Here is a 19,323-nt window from a genome sequence, read left to right as displayed (position 1 = left end):
CTATTCCTATAACAACAAACGGTCGAGTGCAGTCTGATGAGTCACGATATATCCAGCTTGCGAAAGTTTGTCTCACCGGAAATCGTATTTGGTGCCGGCTCCCGGAAGTCCGTGGCCAACTTCGCCAGTAATTTCGGTGCCCGGCATGTCTTTCTGGTGTCCGATCCGGGTGTGGCTGCCGCCGGTTGGGTCGATGAGATCGTGACGCTGCTGACCGATGCAGGTATCCGCTCCACCGTTTATACCGGTGTTTCACCAAACCCCAAGGTGGATGAGGTGATGACCGGGGCCGAGCTCTACAAATCCAGTGAATGTGATGTCATTGTCGCCATCGGTGGCGGCAGCCCCATGGACTGCGCCAAGGGCATCGGTATCGTGGCCACTCACGGTCGCAGCATCCTGGAGTTCGAGGGCGTCGATACCATCACCAACCCGTCACCGCCTCTGATACTGATTCCCACCACGGCAGGTACCTCGGCGGATGTGTCCCAGTTTGCGATCATTTCCGACCCCAACCGCCGGTTCAAATTCTCGATCATCAGCAAGGCCGTAGTGCCGGATGTTTCCCTGATCGATCCGGAAGTTACCGAGACCATGGATGCCTACCTCACCGCCTGCACCGGGGTGGATGCCCTGGTGCATGCCATTGAGGCTTACGTGTCGACTGGCAGCGGCCCGCTGACCGATACCCATGCCCTGGAGGCAATCCGGTTAATCAACCGGAATCTCGAGCCGCTGGTGGACAACACGGCAGATCCCTATCTCCGGGAGCAGATCATGCTGGCCTCCATGCAGGCGGGGCTGGCCTTCTCCAATGCCATTCTCGGGGCAGTACACGCCATGTCCCATAGCCTGGGTGGTTTCCTGGATTTGCCCCATGGTCTGTGTAATGCGCTGCTGCTGGAGCACGTGGTGGCTTACAACTTCCAGTCTGCCGAAGATCGTTTCCGCCGCGTTGCCGAAGCCATGGATATCGATACCCGGGGTATGAACAAAGCGGAAATCAAGAAGCGGCTGATGAACCGTATTGTGGAGCTCAAGCGGCGGGTCGGTCTGGAGGCCCGTCTTGCCCAGCTGGGTGTTTCGGTGTCCGACATTCCCCACCTGTCCGGCTTTGCGTTGCAGGACCCGTGCATTCTCACCAACCCCCGGAAGTCGTCGCTGCGGGATGTCCAGGTTGTCTATGAAGAAGCCCTCTGACATCAAGGATGGCGAACAGGACAGTAGCTACGGAATTGGCGATCTTCTCGGGCTGGGCAGCCAGTCCGTCCGCAAGAACTATTACCCGGCTCTGCAGGAACGCATTGACGAGCTGGAGCAGGAACGCAACCGCTACAAATGGCTGTTCGAGAACGCCCTGCACGGTATCTTCCAGGCCAACCTGCGGGGCGGCTTTCTGGCCTGCAACCCGGCGATGGCGAGAATCTGCGGTTATGACAGCCCCGAGGCGCTCACGGAAAAGGTCATCCGGCTCCGTGAACAGTTGTTCTGCAGTTCCAGTGAATTCGATGCCATACGGCAGGAGCTTCTCAACGAGGGCAGCCTGAGTGCCCGGGAAACCCGTTTCCAGCGTGCTGATCGCACGCCGGTCCACGTTGCTGTCACCCTGCTGCGACGCCCGGACCTCGGACCGGAAGTGGTGGAAGCCTTCGTTGCCGACATTACCGAGCGAGTGTTGGCCCGGCAGAAACTGGAGCAGTTGAACGCCACCCTCGAGCGGCGCGTGGAAGAGCGGACCGAAGCACTGCAGAATGCCAATGTGGGCCTGCGCTACCAGATTGAGGAGCGCGAGAAGGTTGAGCGCGAGCTCTTTGTTGCCATGGAGGCCGCCAAAGAGGCCAACCGCAGCAAGGATAAATATCTCGCGGCGGCCAGCCATGACCTGCTTCAGCCGCTGAATGCAGCCCGGCTGATGATATCCGCGCTCCAGGACAGCACGCTGCCGGAACAGGAAACCCGCATGGTGCACCAGGTACATCGGGCTCTGGAGGGCGCCGAAGACCTGCTGGCGGACCTGCTGGATATCTCCAAGCTCGACCGGCAGGCAATGAAGCCTGATCTGGTTTATACCGATGTGGCCGCCCTGGCCAGATCCCTCGGGGAGGAGTTCGAGGCCGTTGCCAGCAATGCCGGCCTCGGGTTCCGGGTACGCACCATTCCGGCGATGGTGCGAACAGATCAGCGCATGCTGACCCGTATCCTCCGAAATCTGCTCAGCAACGCCTTCCGGTACACCCGCAAGGGCGGTGTTGTCATGGCGTTGAGATCCCGCGGCGACCGTCTGCGGATTGAAGTCTGGGATACCGGTGTTGGCATCGAGGAAGACAAGCTCCGGGACATTTTCACCGAGTTTCACCAGCTGTTGCCCCAGGGCACCGGCGGCCGGCAGGGTGTGGGCCTGGGGCTGGCCATCGTGGAACGGATGGTTCGGGTGCTGGGGTACGACATTGATGTGTCATCACGGCCCGGTCGTGGCTCCCGCTTCGTGCTGACCCTGCCGCTTGAACCCGCTCAGGCCAGACCGGATATGGCCCGTACAGATTCGCTCCAGAATTTCGCCGATGGCTTTGACGGTGTGCCGGTGCTGGTGATCGACAACGAGCCGGCGGTTCTGGAGAGCATGCAGTTGCTGCTGGAGCGTTGGGGCTGTGATGTGCTCACAGCCGCCAGCAAGGCAGAGGCCGTGGAGGCTCTCGAGCAAACCGGCCAGATACCGGCCCTTATCCTTGCGGACTATCACCTGAACAATGAGCGAACCGGTTACGATGCAGTTCACGGGGTTCGCCGCCACCTTGGTCGTGATATTCCCGCCGCCATCATTACCGCAGATCGCAGCGATGACACCCGCAAGATACTGCGCGCCCAGTACCTGCCAATACTGAACAAGCCGGTGAAACCGAACCGGCTCAGGGCCCTGATGACCAGCCTGCTGACCTCTGCCTCGGCCTGACCCCTTCTCGCCAGTCCTGTAAGACCTTCTTACATACACTCTGAAGCGCTTCGCGAAATACTCCCTCAACCGGTCTCCGATACCGGCAGGTTTCAAACATCTGAGGGAGTAACAGATGAAAACAACAACGATTGGCCGGAAAGCCGGCAGTGGATTTGGGCATTGGTGGCTGGCAATGATCGGCGCTGTGCTATTGGCCGGTTGCGGCGGTGGGGGCGGCGAGACGGAGGTGTCCAGCCCCTCGGATTTCGAACCCCCGGCGGAGCCCGTGAACATAGGGGGCGATGTCGAGCTTTATGATCCCGAGCGGCTGATTGATGTGTCGCTCACCATGAGCTCCGCCGATTTCAGCAAACTGAAATCGGAAGCCCGAACCCTGGCCAGCACCGACCGGGAATGTGTGCCCGAGTTCGAATACACGGAATTCACGGCCAGCGTCACCATCGACGGTGACCGCATGGACCGGGTGATCGTGCGCAAGAAGGGCTACATGGGCTCCCTGAGCCCCAGTATCCCCTCTCTCAAGCTGGACTTTAACGATCTCTGGCCTGGTCGCACCTATCAGAACATGACCCGGATGACCCTGAACAATAACCGCCAGGACCCCTCCAATGCCCGCCAGTGCATGGCCTATGACCAGTTCCGGCAGGCCGGGCTCGCGGCGCCGAAATGCAATTACGCCAGAGTGTCTGTTAATGGCGAGGATCTGGGTGTGTTTACCAATGTCGAGCCTATCAAGAAGCCCTTTCTGGCACGGGTATTCGGGGACGACGACGGTAACCAGTACGAAGCCCAAACGGCGGACTTCGGTACCTGGCTGAGCGAACGTTTCGAGAAAAAGACCAACGAAAAAGAAAACGACCGGACTGACCTGCAGGCCGTTACCGATGCTCTGGACTTGCCCGATGAGCAGATGGTGAATGTATTGCCGCAGCTGGTGGATGTGGATGAATTTATCCGGTTCTGGGCGCTGGAAACCCTGTTGGGCGCCTGGGATTCCGCCACTGGCAACGCCAACAATTTCCACATCTATCGGGATCCCGGAGACGGCCTGTTCCATTTTATTCCCTGGGGCGCTGATACGGCCTTTCGTGGGGCGCATCCCCTGAAGCCGCTCACGGGGGTGCTATACCGCAACTTCTCGCTGGCGGACCGGCTTTTCAGCATTCCCGAGTACCGGGCGCGCTATGAGGCCGAGCTTGAAGACCTGCTGGCCACCCAGTGGGATGAGGCCGATTTGCTGGCGGAAGTGGAGCGGATACGTGAACTCACCGGCACCAGCGCGGAGGCGACTGCCAGCCTGAATGCCTTCATTGGTGGCCGCGGCGTGGCCGGTGATGACGATTTCCGGCCTGCGCGTCGAGCTGTTATTGAACAGGCCATCGCCGAGGAGACGCCCTCCGGGGAAGTGTACCGGCTTGCGGACACGCAACCGGATTGCAGCGTGCCGGCGACAACCAGCCTGACCGGCACCATCAAGTCCGAGGACGGTGCCGACACAGGTGCCTTCCGCTTCACGCTGCCCGGAGGTCGGGCGGTGAACGCGAGCCTGACTTTTGCCGCCTTCGAGGTGGACAGCCTGGTTTACTCGGTTGATCGCGAATCAAAGCCGGCGGTGATCAGCCTCCTGCTGATTGGCGCGGATATCAACGACAACTTCACGCCCTATGTGCTGCAACTGTTTATCGAGGCATCCGATTACGTGCCGGGCACACACGAGTTCCATGGCTTTGCCACCAACGCTCTGTTGTTTGAGGTGGATGAAAGCCAGCCCGGGGATGTGCGCACCCTGGCCCTTGGCGCAGAGGGCAGTATTACTGTCATCGGGGTGGGATCCGGGGCCAGTGAGGGCGACGTGGAACTGAGCCTGAACGCCACCCTGGAATACGATTCGGCGATTCGATGAACATGGCTGTCGCCAGCCCGCTGGAAGGATTCCGCGGGCATTGTCTGGCCGAACAGATGCAGGCCCGTTTGATGAATCGGGTCGACACCAAGTTTCTGGTGCCTGCATACCTGCTGGATGCCTGTCTGCGTGGATTGGAGCACCATTACTCCATCCTGGAGATCGACGGGCGCCGGCGGTTCACCTACGACACCCTGTATTTCGATACACCGGAACGCCAGCTTTACCTGGATCACCACAACGGCAAGTTGAACCGGTTCAAGCTCCGTATCCGGCACTACCGTGAAACCGGGGACAGCTTCCTGGAGGTCAAGAAAAAGAACAACAGGGAGAGAACCATCAAGAACCGTTTGCCGCTGACATCGCAAACCGTTGCGAGCAGCCGGGTGGTCCCTTTCCTTGAAGAGCAATTGGGCCGACCGGTGGCAGGGATGCTGCCGGCTCTTTTTGTCGGCTACCGCCGGATGACCTTCATGAGCGCACGGGGGACCGAGCGTATTACGGTGGATACAGGGCTGGGTTTTCACTCGGCCGACCGTCGCAGCGGTCTGTGCCTGCCTGATGTTGCCGTTTTCGAGGTCAAGTACGATCGCAAGGTCCCATATTCCCCTTTCCTGGAACGTCTTGGTCAGCTCGGCTGCCGCCCCGTGCAGTTCAGCAAATACTGCATCGGCACAAGCCTGTTGTTCGGCCACGAATGCAAAACCAATCGCTTCAAACCGCTGTTAAGGAGACTTCATGGAATCTGCTGTTGATGTCCATTTTGCGATCCGGCTTTTGATCAATACCGCCTCCGTGTTTGTGCTGATTCGCTGCTACTACGCGTTTTCCCGTCACCGGGAGAATGCCGCCTCGTTCATTCTTTTTGGTGTCGGCGTTTTCCTGGTGACCGCATTGCTGCATTCGGTCACCGTCACCATGGGCTTTGCCTTCGGTCTGTTCGCCGTTTTCTCGATGCTCCGGTACCGAACCGAAGCCCTGGGCATAAAGGAAATGACCTACCTGTTTCTGGTGATCGCCATGGCCCTGCTGGCAGCAGTTGGCAACATGCACCACCTGGAGCTGGTGTTTCTGAACCTGCTGGTCATTGTTCTGGCGCTGGTGCTCGAAACCCGTGTGCTTTTGCCGCGACACAGTGAGAGAGAGGTGGAGTACGAAAAGATAGAGAACGTTCACCGGGACCGCCGGGAGTTGCTCATTGCGGACCTGCGAGAGCGCACCGGTCTGGATGTGTTCCGGGTGGATGTGGTGTCTGTCAGCTATCTGAGGGACACCGCCATGCTACGTATGCACTTTCGTCAGGAGGCCGATCATGCTCGCTGAGCTGAAATGGGCGTGGCTGGTGATCGGTCTGACACTGGCGTTCATGTTACAGCCTCTGCTCGCTGTGGCTTCCCCTGTCGAGGCAGAATTGGGTGGTTACGTCGCCGCCGGTGTTGACCATTACGGGTCATTTTATGATGAAGACGGTGGGCACAGCACAACCCGGGGCGTCCTGAGAAACGCGAAACTTGAACTGGAGCTGGCCTTGGGCAAGCGCTGGGAAGCAGAGCTGGATGGCAGTTATAAGATTGAAGGTGACAAGAAAGAGCTGGATCTGGGCGATGCCTATCTCCTGTATGACGGGGAAAGCCGTTTCGAGGCTCAAATTGGGCGCTTCAAGGAGCCTTTCGGCCTGGAACGCCTCGCCAGCTACACCAGCCTGAACACCAGCGAGCGTTCTCTGGTGACCTCGGCGTTCGCACCGGGGCGTTCCATCGGTGTTATGGCGGGGCAGTACCGCAAACGCGGCACCTGGTCCCTGGGCCTGTTCACCGATGAGCCCGATGGTGGCTCGACTCACGCCATAACCGCGAGACTGACCCGTGCCCCCATTCGTTCAGAAAGCCAGACCCTGCATCTGGGCGCCGCGGCCTCTTATCGTGATCTCGGCGACAGCCGCTTTCAGATCAAGGATGAGGGGGAGGTGTTCAGTGCCGACAATGTCATCCGCAGCCCACGATTCGAGGCCGGTGATGCCTGGCTGGCAGGTCTAGAGGCCGCCTGGCTTTATCATCGTCTGACCCTCGTGGCGGAGGCCATGGCTCAGAGCGTGCGTCGAACCGACGGGTCACGCTGGCAGTTCGGTGGCGCTTACCTTCAGGCCGGTGTGTTCCTGACCGATGATCGGCGCTATTACAGACGGGGTGAGTTTGACCGGATAGAGCCCCGGCACCGGGCGGGCGCCCTCGAGCTGGTCGCACGGCACAGTGCTGTGGACCTGAGAGAGCGGAACTTGGGCGCCGAGGCGAGCGTGACGCTGCTGGGTCTTGCCTGGTATCTGGGCGAGTTGTTCCAGCTGCGCCTGAATTACCTGATGCCGGATATTCGCGGCAATACCCTGATGGCCGTGCCGGACGGAGACGCTGTTACCCTGCGTGCTGTGCTGCGGTTCTAGGCAGCGTGAGGGTCACCTGCGTCCACTGGCCGGGTTCGCTGGTAATCGACATGTTGCCTTTGTGATGGCGCATGATGGTCTGACAGATACTGAGGCCCAACCCCAGGTTGTCCGGTGTATCACTGGTGGAATAGAACGGATCAGTGAGCCGCTTGATATCGTCTGGCGCGATACCCTGGCCGTTGTCCCGAATTACGATTCGATGGGCACTGTCAGCGCTTTCGGCGGTTATCTCGATTTTTCCGGGCTGCCGGTTTTTGCTCACGGCAGAGACGCCATTGAGCAGCAGGTTAACGAACACCTGGGTCAGGGCAGATGGATAGCAGGGAACGGTCGTTCCCTCCGGAATGTCAGTCTGAAGCTCGACACCTCGTAGCTGATGCTGGCAGAAGCGGGTGGCGGTGGTCACCAGTTTGCCGAGGTCTGCCGTTTCCAGGCTGTGTTCAGGGACGGGGCGGGAAAACTCGATCAGGTCAGACACAATATCGGCAATGCGTTTCTGGTGGGTGCTGGCGTCGGTCAGGGCGTCTGCGACCTCGACATCCCGGTTTACCGAGTTGGCAAAATCCACGGCCTGGCTGGCGCAGTTCAACGGGTTCATGATCTCGTGCAGCAGCCCCTTGGCCATATGGCTCAGGGCCTGATGTTTCTGTTCCTGGGCCAGTCTTTCTTCCGTTGATTTCAGGGTTTCCAAAGTGCGGGAAAGTTGTCGATTCCGGTCTCGGAGCAGGAATTGGAGCGCCAGCAGGTTGCGCAGGAACTGCGACAGGAACCAGGCCGATAGCGGTGCGACCACCAGGCACATCAGAATCAGCCAGTTGGTCAGAATGCCGATCAGGGTGTCGCTTACCTGAGTGCTGTCGACCGCCACGAACGTGGCGAGTACCAGCAGTGTCAGGTTGATCAGGATAATCACGCTGGTGTGGAACAGGGACAGGGTAATGATGCCCACGGAGCTGATGAAAAAGAACAAGCCCACGATGGGAGCGAGCGACGCGCCCGTTGTCATGTATCCCAGGTAGCTGAACGCCGCCATGTTGAAAAACACCAGGTAGACAATCATCGGCGCTGACCGGCGCAGGCGCGTGAACCGGTGAGCGGCGATCAGACCGGTCAGAATCGCGGTGTAGATGAGGTAGATACCGAATACGTCCGGTGCATCCGGGTTCAGGGCCAGGCCCCCGAGAAACAGCAGGGTACCGATAAAGGCAATCACCAGGTAAACGTCGGCGAACAGGGGCAGCACCCGGTACCGATACTGGGTGTGGTAGAAGCGTTCGAAGCGTCGCTGTCGGTAGGCGGGCAGCTGGCGGATCTGATCCATCCCGGAAAGCAGTTTCACTCGGCGGCTCCGTGTTGGTGTCGTTGCATAAAGAGAATGAGCTCGGGCAGGCGCTCGAAGCCCAATTTCACGAAAATCCGGTCCTTGTAGGAATGCACCGTCTTGCAGGAAACGCCAAGCCTGCCTGCAATATCGCGTACCGGCAGCCGGCTGGCCATCAGCTGTGCCACTTCCCGCTCCCGTCCGGACAAGGCCTGATAGGCGAGCATGGCGGCCGGTGCTGGTTCCTGCTGCCAGTTACCGACATAAACCTGCCCGTTTCGAATGTAGAAGAGCGTCTTGATCAACTCCTGCACTGGCTGGTCCTTGGACACCACGGCCTTGATGCCTGCTTCCAGATAGATCGCCATCCGCCCGCTGCTGACCGGCGTGTCCGATATCAGCAGCACGGACAATGACGGATTCACCGCCAATGCATGCTCGGCGATGGTGAGCCCGTCGTTGTCCTGCAGGTTTTCCTCAATCAGCAGTACCGAAGGGGTGGCCCTCTTTAGCCGATTGAGCGTTGCCACTCCGGTCTCCGATTCGCCAACCAGCTCGACCTCATCGTGCAAGAGGATCTGGAATAGCAGGCTGTCACGGAGCAGTCGCTGCCCCATGGTGACGTACAACCTGAGCCTGCGCTGACCTGACGCCATCAGTCTGCCCTGGCCGGCAGATGGAGACTCAATCGAAGACACTGGTCGCCTCCGGTCACGTCGATATCGCCAGCAAGCAGTCGGGTGCTTACGAAGAGCATCAGAAGAGCGCTCTGCTGCTCCAGCAGGGGGCGGGAGAGGCGGGTGATTGGCGCCAGCAGATGGCTGTACATGTGAAGTGGGCTGGCGCTGGCGACCATGAGGCCGCTTTCGGTCCGGGTCAATTCCAGAGCAGAGCGCTCCAGCCCGGAGGCCTTCATCAGGGTTGCCAGTGCCTGGCAAAGGGCCATCAACGGTGTTTGTGTTTCGCTCGTGCCTGCCGGGTTCTCCAAGGCGTTCGCGAGAGCCTGGTCAAAGGCTTGCCGGTTCTGGATGCCGTGCACGTGGCCTGGCTGAAGGGTGCTGAGCTGCCTGCCCGCCATTCCGGCAAAGTCTCTTACAAGATCATGCTCAAGCGCGGTTTCCCGGCTTGCGCGCAGATGGGGTGGCTGGGCAGGAAGTGTGCGAACGGTTGCCAGGGCATCCAGAAAGTCGGCGGTGATCGGTTCGCCGGTAAAACCGTCCACTCGCTCGTTTAGATGTTCAAGCAGTCTGGCTCGTCGTTGCTGGCGAAGCTCCGCGAACTGTTGTTCTGCAATTGAGCGTGAACGGTCTCTTGCAGAGACCAGGGTGCGATGTTGGACAAGAGCCTTGCGGAAGAGCGACAGCAATTCGGCTGCGTTCCATGGCTTCTTCTGATAGCGGAAGATCCGGCCCTCGTTAACTGCATCCATGGCCACATCAACCTCGCCCCAGGCTGACGTGAGAATTCGGACAATTGTCGGGTGCGACTGGCGTAGTTCGTCCAGCAGCTCTTTGCCATGCATCCCGGGCATTCTCTGGTCTGTCATCACCACCGCGACATCGCTGTCTTTCTGCAACACGAGCTGAGCCTCTTCTGCACTGATGGCGCTCAGCACGCGGAATTCGTCCTGCATGCGCTCCAACTGCCTCGACAGATAACGGGTGGCAGTCGGTTCGTCATCCACGATCAGAATCGCCGGTTTGGGGCCCTCGTGGGCCTCGCTGGTATCCGGAGAGAAGGTTTGTCCTTCGCGGGTAAGCGCGGCTGTGAGCACGTGCGACCGGATAACATCGGGATTGACCGGCTGTTCGAAGCAGCGATCGACCAGCTGATGGTCGAGCAGTTTCACGAGGAGGTTCAGCGCAATGGCATCTCCTATGAGGATCTTCAGAATCCGGGGGTGGTGGTCCCTGGCCCGTGCCAGTAGCGACGACTCAAGATAGTCATCAGCGCGGTTCGGAAGCAGAACGATGGCGGTGGGTATGGTGGCAGCCGAGGGCAGGTAGTCGAGTGCCCCCTGGTCAGTGGCGAACGCGTGAATAACGAAATCGCTGGCAAACAAGGTTTCGAAGTGCTGTCGGTCCTGGTCGTCGTCATACCGGAGAAGGATCTCCGCCGCTCCGCTGGTCGCCATGATTACTCTGTATCCTGTTAATGGGGTAGGGAAGAGATTAGCAACAACAGTGGCTTAGCGGTGTAGGAACTTCCTACAGCAGTGCCTTTGCCGGCAATGAAAACCTGGTTCTGTGACAGCCTTGGCACTATGGACTGTCCTGGCGTCAGGAGCGACTACACTTACCAGAGGCTCATCGAAAGGGAGATAACCATGACAGTTCCTGAGAATGGTCTGACGAATCACGAAGTCACCATCTGCCTGGCTGGCGGTGCCGTGCTGGGTCCGTTCAATGCGACCTGGAGCAAGGATTCCGGTGGGGATGTGCGTGAGCTGGTCCGCGAGTACGATGCGTTTCTGCAGGGTGAAAAGCAGCACCGTTACAAGTTTCACCTGCACGACACCTACACCAACACCGTTCATACCCTGATCCTCAATTTTGAACAGGTTACGGGCATCTGCGACCATGTCCGGCTCAGATCCCAGGGCGGCGGCTGAGCCATGGCCGGGCCCCTGGCGTACACGCCAAGAAGCCCACAGTGCAAATGCACGGACAGGAGGGAATATGAGCGAATTCAGAACGGAAACCGACAGCCTCGGGGACGTCCAGGTACCTGCTGATGCGCTCTGGGGCGCTCAAACCCAGCGGGCGGTGGAAAACTTCCCGGTCAGTGGCCAGCCAATGCCTCAGCCGTTTATTGCCGCCGTTGCCCAGATCAAGCGCGCAGCCGCCGAGGCCAATACCAGCCTGGGCCTGCTCGACAACGATCTGCGGGATGCGATCTCCCAGGCTTGCGAAGATCTGGTCAAGGGCGAATACGCAGATCAGTTTCCGGTAGACCGCTACCAGACCGGCTCCGGCACCAGCACCAATATGAATGTCAACGAGGTGATCGCCAGTATCGCCCGCAACGCAGGCTTCGAGGTGCACCCGAACGATCACGTGAACATGAGCCAGAGCTCCAACGACGTGATTCCAACGGCGATCCACGTGAGTGCCGTGATTGCAGCCAAGGAGAAGCTACTGCCGGCGCTGTCGCATCTTTGCGGTGTGATCTACGAGCAGGAAGCGGCATTTTCCAGCCAGGTAAAAACCGGCCGCACCCACCTGATGGATGCCATGCCGGTGACCCTCGGCCAGGAGTTGAAAACCTGGCGCGAACAGCTTCTGGCCGTGGAAAAGCGGGTAGAAGCCGCAGCTGATGAGCTGTTGGCCGTTCCCCAGGGCGGCACCGCGGTGGGTACCGGAATCAATGCGCTCCCGGAATTTCCGGGCCAGTTCGTCAAGTTCCTGCGGGCCAACACCGGCTATCCCTTTACGTCGCTCGATCACAAATTCACCGGCCAGAGCGCGGTGGATGCCCCGGTGGCCCTCTCCGCACAATTGCGCGGTGCAGCCATCGTGCTGACCAAGATCGCCAACGATCTACGCTGGATGAACAGCGGCCCTATTCACGGCCTGGCTGAAATCAGTCTTCCGGCATTGCAACCGGGCAGCAGTATCATGCCGGGCAAGGTCAATCCGGTCATCCCGGAGTCCGTGGCCATGGTTGGCGCCCAGGTGATGGGGCTGGACAGCGCCGTGGCCATTGCCGGTCAGTCCGGTAATTTCCAGCTCAACGTCATGCTCCCTCTGGTGGGCGGCAACCTGCTGGACATGACCGATTTGCTCGCCAATGCGGCCATCATGCTGGCGGACAAGGCGATCAAGGATTTCACGGTCAATGCCGACAACCTGAACGCAGGTGTGGGCAAGAATCCCGTACTGGTGACAGCGCTTAATCCCGAGATCGGCTACAGCCTGGCGGCAGACATCGCCAAGGAAGCGTATAAAACGGGCCGGCCAGTCATCGATGTGGCGGAGGAACGCAGCGGCCTGAGCCGGGAGCGGCTCGAGGAGTTGATGGATCCGCTCAAGCTGACCCGGGGCGGTATCGCCTGATCGGTCGTTTCAGAGGGGCGCAAACGCTTGCTGATCATCCTGGAGCTGTTTGTGATGCTGGTGCTGGCCAACGGCACGCCGGTGGTTGCGGCCGGGCTGCTGAAAAACCGCTGGTCGGCCCCGGTGGACGGCGGTCGACTGCTGTCCGATGGTCGCCCCGTATTTGGTGAAAGCAAAACCTGGCGGGGTGTTGTATCCGGTGCACTGGCTTGCGGGCTTTTTGCGCTGTTTACCGGGCTGGGATTCGTGTTCGGGCTTCTGTTCGGCCTGCTGGGGCTGGGAGGAGATCTTCTGAGCAGCTTCATGAAGCGTCGAATGGGTTTGGCATCAAGTGCCCGGGCTGTCGGGCTGGATCAGATCCCGGAAGCCCTCCTGCCCATGCTGCTGGCGATGTGGTGGCTGCCGGTGAGCCTGTGGGTAGTGTTGGTTGTCGTGGTGGTTTTTACCCTGTCCAACATCTATGGCTCACCGCTGCTCTACCGTCTCGGTATACGCCGGCAGCCCCACTAAACCGGGCCGCGAGTCAGGGTGTGAAGGGTTACTTCCGGCGGGCAGTTCAGGCGAACGTTTACCACGGACGTTCCGGAACCCGGTGAGGTGTAGCCCTGCATGCCATTCATCCGCCAGTAACCTCGACCGAGTGTGCGCGGGCAGTCAGAGTCGAGAGTCACCGGTATACCTCCGGGCAGGCAGATCTGGCCGCCGTGTGTGTGTCCGCAGAGAAAGACGTCGTAGCCGGCGTGGGCAGCCTCGCGCCAGATCTCCGGCGTATGGCTGAGGAGGATGCTGGTGCCTCCCGCAGGGATATTGTCCCCCGCCTGGTGCAGGTTGTGGACCTTGAAGAAGTGGGCGTCGTCCACACCCGCGAGGTACAGGGTCTGGCCTCCCCGTTCAATGGGCGCCATTTCGTTCATCAGCAGTTGGTAACCCATGTCTTCCAATGCCGGTACCATGCGAACGCTGTCGTGGTTACCCAGAACCGCATAGGGCTTGCTTTTTATACCGTCCCTCAGCCGCGCCATGCCGTCCAGGGCGCCCTCAATCGGGCCCCACGTGAGTTTCCGGTAGTCGCCGGTCAACACGCACAGATCGTAGTCTAACGGTTCGATCTGGCGCAGGACTGCCTGCAGGTTGGCTTCGTCCATGTCTACGTGCAGGTCGGTCAGATGCAGAATGCGAAAGCCCTCGAAGGCTTCCGGCAGGCCGGGAAGCTGGAAATGATTGTGCACGGTGTTCAGACGCCGGCTGTTGCTCTGGCCCCGGCCCCAAAGGCCAACCATGCGCAAACAGGTACGGATAAAGCCGGGCGCGGTGGCCCAGTTTTCCAGATGGAATGAGCTGTGATCCTGCCCGAATACCTTCGCTTCAGCTTCCCGTTCAATGCCGAGCCTCTGGCGGGCGTGAACAGGGCCGAGCCTCAGGCTCAGGCGGTATTCCAGGAGTTCATCCTGGTTCTCCGGTGTACGAGCCCTTGCCGTCATTTTTCTTCCCTTATATGCCGAGCCGGGCATGGCCGATGTGCTAAGTGGCAAACCCTGTCTGTCATTATGGATGGCCCTCGAAGGTATGCAACCAAAACGACACAATGTTCATGTTTGATGACACACTGGCGGTGAAACCGGCGGAGCAACAGACTCAGGAGATTTATGACGGAACCATCGAGTGATGACAGGCTGTCGTTCAGCCAGATTTTCCTGCTGTTCCTTCGGCTGGGGCTGACGTCGTTTGGTGGTCCGGCAGCGCATCTCGGATTCTTTCACGATGAATTTGTCAAACGTCGGCGGTGGCTCTCAGACAGTGCCTACGCAGAAGTTGTGGCCCTCTGCCAGTTGCTGCCGGGACCGGCTTCCAGCCAGGTCGGTCTAACCATCGGGTTCCTGCGCGGCCATTACCGCGGCGGACTCGCAGCGTGGCTGGGGTTCACCCTGCCATCGGCGGTGATCATGATTGGTCTTGCGTTGGGGTTGAACGCCTGGCCAGAGGCCAGCAGTGGCGGCTGGGTACAGGGTCTCAAGTTGTTTGTGGTGGCGGTGGTGGCCAAGGCGGTCTGGCAGATGGGAACAACCCTGTGCCCGGACCGTCCCCGAATCGCCATGGCGTTGCTGGTAGCGGTGAGCCTTCTGATGATGGGCGAAACCTGGATGCAGATACTGGCGTTGGTCATTGCCGGGGCTGTGGGTTCCTTTCTGGGGTTGGGGAGCGGAGAGGCATCTGAGCCGCTGCATGTGCCACTGCAATCCCGGAAACCTGCGCTTTTTGCGGGGGCCTTTTTGATTCTGTTGTTGGTTTCCTTTCTGCCTCAGGCCACCGGCAGTCTTGGCTGGATAGGCGCTGAAATGTACCGGGCCGGTGCCCTGGTGTTTGGCGGCGGACATGTAGTGCTGCCCTGGCTGCAGGAGGGCTTCGTGGCCTCCGGTGCCATGCCGGCGGACACTTTCCTGGCGGGGTATGGCGTTGCCCAGGCTATGCCGGGACCGCTGTTTTCCTTTTCAGGATTTCTGGGTGGTTCACAGGCCGGTGTTCTCGGTGGTGTGATTGCGGTACTGGCTGTGTTCCTCCCGGGAACCCTGCTTGTATTCGCCGGTCTTCCCCTATGGAGCTGGCTTCGGGAGCATCGTCGCGCCCGGTCAGCGCTGGCCGGCGTGAATGCAGGCGTGGTGGGGTTGTTGCTGGCGGCTCTCTACGATCCGGTCTGGGTCTCCGCCGTCCATGGTGCGCATGATCTGGCACTCGTGCTCGCCATTTGGGTCTGTCTCGCTGTCTGGCGGGTTCCGGTCTGGGTACTGGCGCCGCTGAGTGCGCTGGCTGGAGTGATCCTGCTGTCCTGATCAACGTACATATAATCCCTTCTTCCTGAGCCGGCACATGGGTTGGCAAATCGGCAGGTTTCCAGCCACAATCGAGCGGTTAAAGGCAGATAATTCGAACGCAGAGGTTACCATGACGACATCCTGCAGTATCCCGGGTCTCAACGTACCACGTAGCCGTTTTCCCGATCCTGAACAGGACCTGCCTGCGGCCGAGGGCGAACAGCGTGTCGTGCTGGCTGGCGGCTGTTTCTGGTGTGTGGAAGCCGTTTTCCTGGCCATCGATGGCGTAACCAGGGTTGAGTCCGGTTACGCTGGCGGTCACGCCAGCTCTGCCAATTATGAGGCCGTATGCTCAGGTACTACCGGCCACGCAGAAGTGGTGGATGTTCACTATGATCCTGCCAGGGTCAGTTTTGGCGAACTGCTAAAGGTGTTCTTCTCGGTTGCTCACGATCCCACCCAGTTGAACCGCCAGGGCAACGACCGGGGCACCCAGTACCGCTCGGCTGTGTTCTACGAGACTGCCGAACAGCGGCGGGTAGCCGAGGCCTACATCCACCAGCTCAATCAGGCCGAAGTGTACCCGGATCCGATAGTGACCACGCTGGAGCCGCTGGAGGCATTTTACCCGGCAGAAGAGTACCACCAGAATTTTGCTGCCCGGAATCCCTACCAGCCATACATCATGGCCGTGGCCGCCCCGAAAATGGAAAAGCTTGTAGACAGCTATCCTGATCGCCTGAAGCCGGAATTTACAGACAACGACGCAGGCAGCACCGCCTGAGGAGGCAGACTATGGGAGTTTCCGCTGCAGGTTATGACCTGACACCACTAAACGAAGCACAGGTTGAGGAGAAAGCTGCGGATCTGACATCGGAAGAGCGGCGCGTGCTGCTCGACCATGGCACCGAGCATCCGTTTTGCGGAACCTTGCTGGATAACAAAAAAGCCGGTGTTTACCACTGCCGGCTTTGCGATCTGCCTTTGTTCAGCTCGGACTCGAAGTTTGACTCGGGAACCGGCTGGCCGAGTTTCTTCCAGCCCTTTGATCCGGAGCATATCCGATACATTGAGGACACAAGTCTTGGCATGACCCGCACCGAAATCCGCTGTCCCCGTTGCGACAGCCATCTCGGCCATGTCTTTCCTGACGGCCCGCCGCCAACCGGGCAGCGCTACTGCCTGAACTCGGTTGCCATGGTGTTTCAGGAAAACGCCTGAGACGAAAAAAGGGGGCCGCAGGGCCCCCGATTCTATTTATTGCCGCCTGTCACAGTCGCCACGTAGTGGGCCACCGCATTTATCTGTTCCTCAGACAGCGACTCGTTGAACGCCGGCATGACACCCACCCCGCTGGTTACGGCATTGACCACCTGTTCCATCGTGGGTTTGAGTTCATCGAGATCCGGGCCGATGGCACCAGCCGAACCGGCGTCCGCCAGGGTGTGGCATATGGTGCAGGAAGGTTGAGCCTCCTGAGTGAATACCTGTTTCCCCTTGTCAAAGTCGCTGGCCATCGTCAGGGGCGACAGTCCGATCAGAGCTATGGCGCCCAGTACTGCAGTTTTTCTCATATCATTGCTTTCCGGATAGGTCGGAGCCGCCTTACTCCCGGGTCGGCTCCGCCAATGATCAACTGATGGCAACCGTGACTCCGTGGTCGCTCCAGCCATTGTGACCGTAGCCACGTTCATTCTCGGTCCGACCCTCAGGCTGGGTGTTGCCCTGCACGTCGGTCGCCCGGCTGACAATACGGTGCTCTCCGGCCGCGAGATCCGCTGCCAGGACAAACGGCCTCCAGGCATAGGGGCCAAGGTCCGGTCCGAGGAAACGAGCCTGTTTCCAGGTTTTACCACCATCCACTGAAACGTCGACTTTTTCGAGCGGAACAGTGCCACCGAAAGCGACGCCATAAATCATATTGCGACCGTTCTGACCGCTTTCCAGAGGCGATGTTACCCAGGATTTGACGTTCATTTCCCACATGGAAGGCTGATCCGGGGCGCCTTTCACGCCGACATCACGAACCCGGTAGCCTGAAGCCTGGATCTTGGCGTCCGTCTGGTTTTCGGTGAAGGCAAGGTTCTTGACGTACTTCACGTTGTTCACGCCGTAGTAACCCGGCACAACCATTCTTAGCGGGCCACCGTGCGTGTGGGTCAGAGGCTCGTCATTCATTTCCCAGGCCAGCAATGCGGTTTCCATGGCACGGGTGGGAACGGAACGTTCCACGATAATCGTTTTCGGGTCCAGGCCGTCGGGAAGTGTCTCGCCGCCGGTGCTGGTGATGTACCGTGTACCGTCAACAGGGCCGCCAAGAGCCTCCACAACATCTTTCAGCGGTACACCGGTCCACATGATGCAGCCCGCAGCGCCAACAGACCATTGGGTACCACTCGCGCCATGGGGGAAGAAGGCGCGACCGTTACCGGAACATTGTAATACGGAGGCAACGGTGGTAACCCCCATCTGTTTCAGGTCGCCGACCGTCAGGGTTCGGGGATTTTTCACGCCCTCGATCCGCACCTCCCAGACATCGGGGTTATCGGTTACCGAGGCTGGTGGCGCGGGCAGGTTATTACGAACGAACAAGCGGTCACTTGAGGTAATAACGCCATTGCCGATGGCCCCCCGTTGGGTTTCCATCGTGTTTGCACTGTGAACAATCAGGGCGTTGCGTTCTTTCCAGGCGGCGTAATCCGGGAGTGATTTTGGTTCATCGGCTTTGGCAAGGGGCGTAAATCCCAGCACGCTTACCGCGGCCATGGCGCCGGCACTGCCAAGTAGCAGGGTGCGGCGGGAGGGGTTCTGAAGGCCCGGGTCATTCGGGCCGCGCATCAGCGCTGATTCCTGCTTCATTATCCGTCTCCTTCTTAGGGTTGTCGTCGGACGGTGGGACTGCTTTTTCAATTCTTCGCGGTTATATCCTTATACCTTATAGATAATGGTCAAAAATTAATCAATACTTTTGTGTGTTATTCAACGGGTTTTTCAGTCGCTATAATTCGCCCCCTATTGAACGCGCAGCAACGAGGCCGCGAACGAACCCGGGAAACAGAGAAGGGTAGCTGAGATGATTCGATTGAAGATGAATCCGCTAACGGAGTCAGCAACGCTTCTTCGGCGGGCGGGTGTGGTTCTGGGCAGTGTCGGATTGACAGCACTCTTTTCCCTGTTGGTTTTGCTGAGGGCGCTGTTCGGGAGGTTGAACCGGCCCATCGTCGACAAATACTGCCGCGAGTGGTCGGCCTCGCTGTTACGACTGGTTCGTGCCAGCCTCACCGTACGCGGGCAAGTGCCTGATTTCGGCGACGGGCGCCGGTACATCATTATGTGCACCCATGCCAGCCACTATGATATTCCGGTCACCTTCGTATCGTTGCCGGGATCGATCCGTATGTTGGCGAAAAAGGAGCTGTTCAGTATCCCGCTGCTGGGGCAGGCCATGCGTGCAGCGGAATTCCCCTCAGTAGACCGCTCCAATCGGCAACGTGCAGTCAGGGATCTGGAGAAGGCCCGGGCGATGATGGAAAGCGGAATCGTGCTCTGGGCCGCGCCCGAGGGAACCCGCTCGCCGGACGGAAAGCTTCTGCCTTTCAAGAAAGGCTGTTTTCACCTGGCGCTGGATACTGAGGCGGTGATCGTGCCGGTGGCCGTGCGGGGTATCCACCGTGTTTTACCGGCCCGCACCTGGCAGATCAACCTCGGGCAGCCGGTGGATGTGAGGGTAGGAGAACCGCTGGATACGGCCGGTAAGACCAAAGCCGACCTGGACGAAGTCATGACCGAGGTGCGCGCAAGGCTGACGGAGCTGTTGGGAGACGGTGAAGCCGGTTAGCGC

General features: G+C 59.5%; 19 protein-coding genes. 13 read left to right on the top strand and 6 right to left on the bottom strand.

Translation table 11 applies throughout. The features are described from left to right. Positions 1-36 precede the first annotated feature (36 nt). The 6 genes from ercA to BM035_RS04050 all read left to right on the top strand — a co-directional run bounded on the left by ercA (position 37) and on the right by BM035_RS04050 (position 7,293). Complete coding sequence (gene ercA, locus BM035_RS04075) at positions 37-1,200, top strand: alcohol dehydrogenase-like regulatory protein ErcA (RefSeq protein WP_053113095.1); 1,164 nt, start codon at positions 37-39, stop codon at positions 1,198-1,200. Then, positions 1,184-2,950, top strand: a complete 1,767-nt coding sequence (locus BM035_RS04070) for a PAS domain-containing hybrid sensor histidine kinase/response regulator (protein WP_092030400.1) — start codon at positions 1,184-1,186, stop codon at positions 2,948-2,950. The genes ercA and BM035_RS04070 overlap by 17 nt, the downstream gene beginning before the upstream one ends. Positions 2,951-3,065: 115 nt before the next feature. Continuing rightward, a complete protein-coding gene (locus BM035_RS04065; RefSeq protein ID WP_092030398.1) occupies positions 3,066-4,856 on the top strand; it encodes a CotH kinase family protein in 1,791 nt (596 codons plus the stop codon). Beyond that, positions 4,853-5,611, top strand: coding sequence for a polyphosphate polymerase domain-containing protein (locus BM035_RS04060; protein ID WP_092030397.1), 759 nt, complete (start codon positions 4,853-4,855; stop codon positions 5,609-5,611). The genes BM035_RS04065 and BM035_RS04060 overlap by 4 nt, the downstream gene beginning before the upstream one ends. Next, on the top strand, positions 5,595-6,179 hold the full coding sequence (locus BM035_RS04055; protein ID WP_008171050.1) for a DUF4956 domain-containing protein: 585 nt from the start codon (positions 5,595-5,597) through the stop codon (positions 6,177-6,179). The genes BM035_RS04060 and BM035_RS04055 overlap by 17 nt, the downstream gene beginning before the upstream one ends. Continuing rightward, a complete protein-coding gene (locus tag BM035_RS04050; protein ID WP_092030395.1) occupies positions 6,169-7,293 on the top strand; it encodes an OprO/OprP family phosphate-selective porin in 1,125 nt (374 codons plus the stop codon). Before BM035_RS04055 ends, BM035_RS04050 begins: the two co-directional genes overlap by 11 nt. Here the strand turns inward: BM035_RS04050 and BM035_RS04045 are convergent. Genes BM035_RS04045 through BM035_RS04035 form a run of 3 tightly spaced genes read right to left on the bottom strand, consistent with a single transcriptional unit; the run spans position 7,265 to position 10,751 of the window. Beyond that, positions 7,265-8,635: a sensor histidine kinase gene (locus BM035_RS04045; protein WP_092030394.1), complete on the bottom strand. Its 1,371-nt coding sequence runs from the start codon at positions 8,633-8,635 to the stop codon at positions 7,265-7,267. The two genes, BM035_RS04050 and BM035_RS04045, sit on opposite strands and share 29 nt — an antisense overlap. Further along, complete coding sequence (locus tag BM035_RS04040; protein WP_039881850.1) at positions 8,632-9,273, bottom strand: helix-turn-helix transcriptional regulator; 642 nt, start codon at positions 9,271-9,273, stop codon at positions 8,632-8,634. Before BM035_RS04040 ends, BM035_RS04045 begins: the two co-directional genes overlap by 4 nt. Continuing rightward, complete coding sequence (locus tag BM035_RS04035) at positions 9,273-10,751, bottom strand: response regulator (protein ID WP_008171058.1); 1,479 nt, start codon at positions 10,749-10,751, stop codon at positions 9,273-9,275. The genes BM035_RS04040 and BM035_RS04035 overlap by 1 nt, the downstream gene beginning before the upstream one ends. Positions 10,752-10,943: 192 nt before the next feature. Between BM035_RS04035 and BM035_RS04030 the strand changes: the two genes are divergently transcribed. The 3 genes from BM035_RS04030 to BM035_RS04020 all read left to right on the top strand — a co-directional run bounded on the left by BM035_RS04030 (position 10,944) and on the right by BM035_RS04020 (position 13,182). Further along, complete coding sequence (locus BM035_RS04030) at positions 10,944-11,228, top strand: hypothetical protein (RefSeq protein WP_008171059.1); 285 nt, start codon at positions 10,944-10,946, stop codon at positions 11,226-11,228. 67 nt (positions 11,229-11,295) lie between these two features. After that, the gene (locus tag BM035_RS04025) at positions 11,296-12,672 is read left to right on the top strand and encodes a class II fumarate hydratase (RefSeq protein WP_014578343.1); all 1,377 of its coding nucleotides are present in this window, start codon (positions 11,296-11,298) and stop codon (positions 12,670-12,672) included. Between the two features lie 27 nt (positions 12,673-12,699). Further along, complete coding sequence (locus BM035_RS04020) at positions 12,700-13,182, top strand: CDP-archaeol synthase (RefSeq protein WP_008171063.1); 483 nt, start codon at positions 12,700-12,702, stop codon at positions 13,180-13,182. Here the strand turns inward: BM035_RS04020 and BM035_RS04015 are convergent. Beyond that, a complete protein-coding gene (locus BM035_RS04015; RefSeq protein WP_008171065.1) occupies positions 13,179-14,153 on the bottom strand; it encodes a metallophosphoesterase in 975 nt (324 codons plus the stop codon). The two genes, BM035_RS04020 and BM035_RS04015, sit on opposite strands and share 4 nt — an antisense overlap. Before the next feature lie 165 nt (positions 14,154-14,318). Here BM035_RS04015 and chrA point away from each other — a divergent pair, with 165 nt between their 5' ends. The 3 genes from chrA to msrB all read left to right on the top strand — a co-directional run bounded on the left by chrA (position 14,319) and on the right by msrB (position 16,703). Beyond that, positions 14,319-15,500 carry a chromate efflux transporter gene (chrA, locus tag BM035_RS04010; protein WP_053113086.1) on the top strand — a complete coding sequence of 394 codons (1,182 nt, stop codon included), beginning with the start codon at positions 14,319-14,321 and terminating at the stop codon, positions 15,498-15,500. Between the two features lie 112 nt (positions 15,501-15,612). Further along, positions 15,613-16,266, top strand: a complete 654-nt coding sequence (msrA, locus tag BM035_RS04005) for a peptide-methionine (S)-S-oxide reductase MsrA (protein ID WP_092030602.1) — start codon at positions 15,613-15,615, stop codon at positions 16,264-16,266. An 11-nt stretch (positions 16,267-16,277) separates the two neighbouring features. Then, on the top strand, positions 16,278-16,703 hold the full coding sequence (gene msrB, locus BM035_RS04000) for a peptide-methionine (R)-S-oxide reductase MsrB (protein ID WP_008171070.1): 426 nt from the start codon (positions 16,278-16,280) through the stop codon (positions 16,701-16,703). Positions 16,704-16,735: 32 nt separating this feature from the next. On the opposite strand, the gene sorU is transcribed toward msrB, so the two are convergent. Both sorU and sorT read right to left on the bottom strand, forming a co-directional pair. Beyond that, positions 16,736-17,056: a SorU family sulfite dehydrogenase c-type cytochrome subunit gene (sorU, locus tag BM035_RS03995; RefSeq protein ID WP_053113084.1), complete on the bottom strand. Its 321-nt coding sequence runs from the start codon at positions 17,054-17,056 to the stop codon at positions 16,736-16,738. 58 nt (positions 17,057-17,114) lie between these two features. After that, positions 17,115-18,341, bottom strand: coding sequence for a SorT family sulfite dehydrogenase catalytic subunit (sorT, locus tag BM035_RS03990; RefSeq protein WP_053113083.1), 1,227 nt, complete (start codon positions 18,339-18,341; stop codon positions 17,115-17,117). A gap of 214 nt (positions 18,342-18,555) precedes the next feature. Here sorT and BM035_RS03985 point away from each other — a divergent pair, with 214 nt between their 5' ends. Continuing rightward, positions 18,556-19,320: a lysophospholipid acyltransferase family protein gene (locus tag BM035_RS03985; RefSeq protein ID WP_092030392.1), complete on the top strand. Its 765-nt coding sequence runs from the start codon at positions 18,556-18,558 to the stop codon at positions 19,318-19,320. Positions 19,321-19,323 lie beyond the last annotated feature (3 nt).

Origin of the sequence: Marinobacter sp. DSM 26671 (genome assembly GCF_900112835.1) — a bacterium.
In the GTDB taxonomy this organism is placed as follows: domain Bacteria; phylum Pseudomonadota; class Gammaproteobacteria; order Pseudomonadales; family Oleiphilaceae; genus Marinobacter; species Marinobacter flavimaris.
The sequence above is the reverse complement of the archived record's forward strand: the minus strand, read 5'-3'. Positions and strand labels throughout refer to the sequence as shown.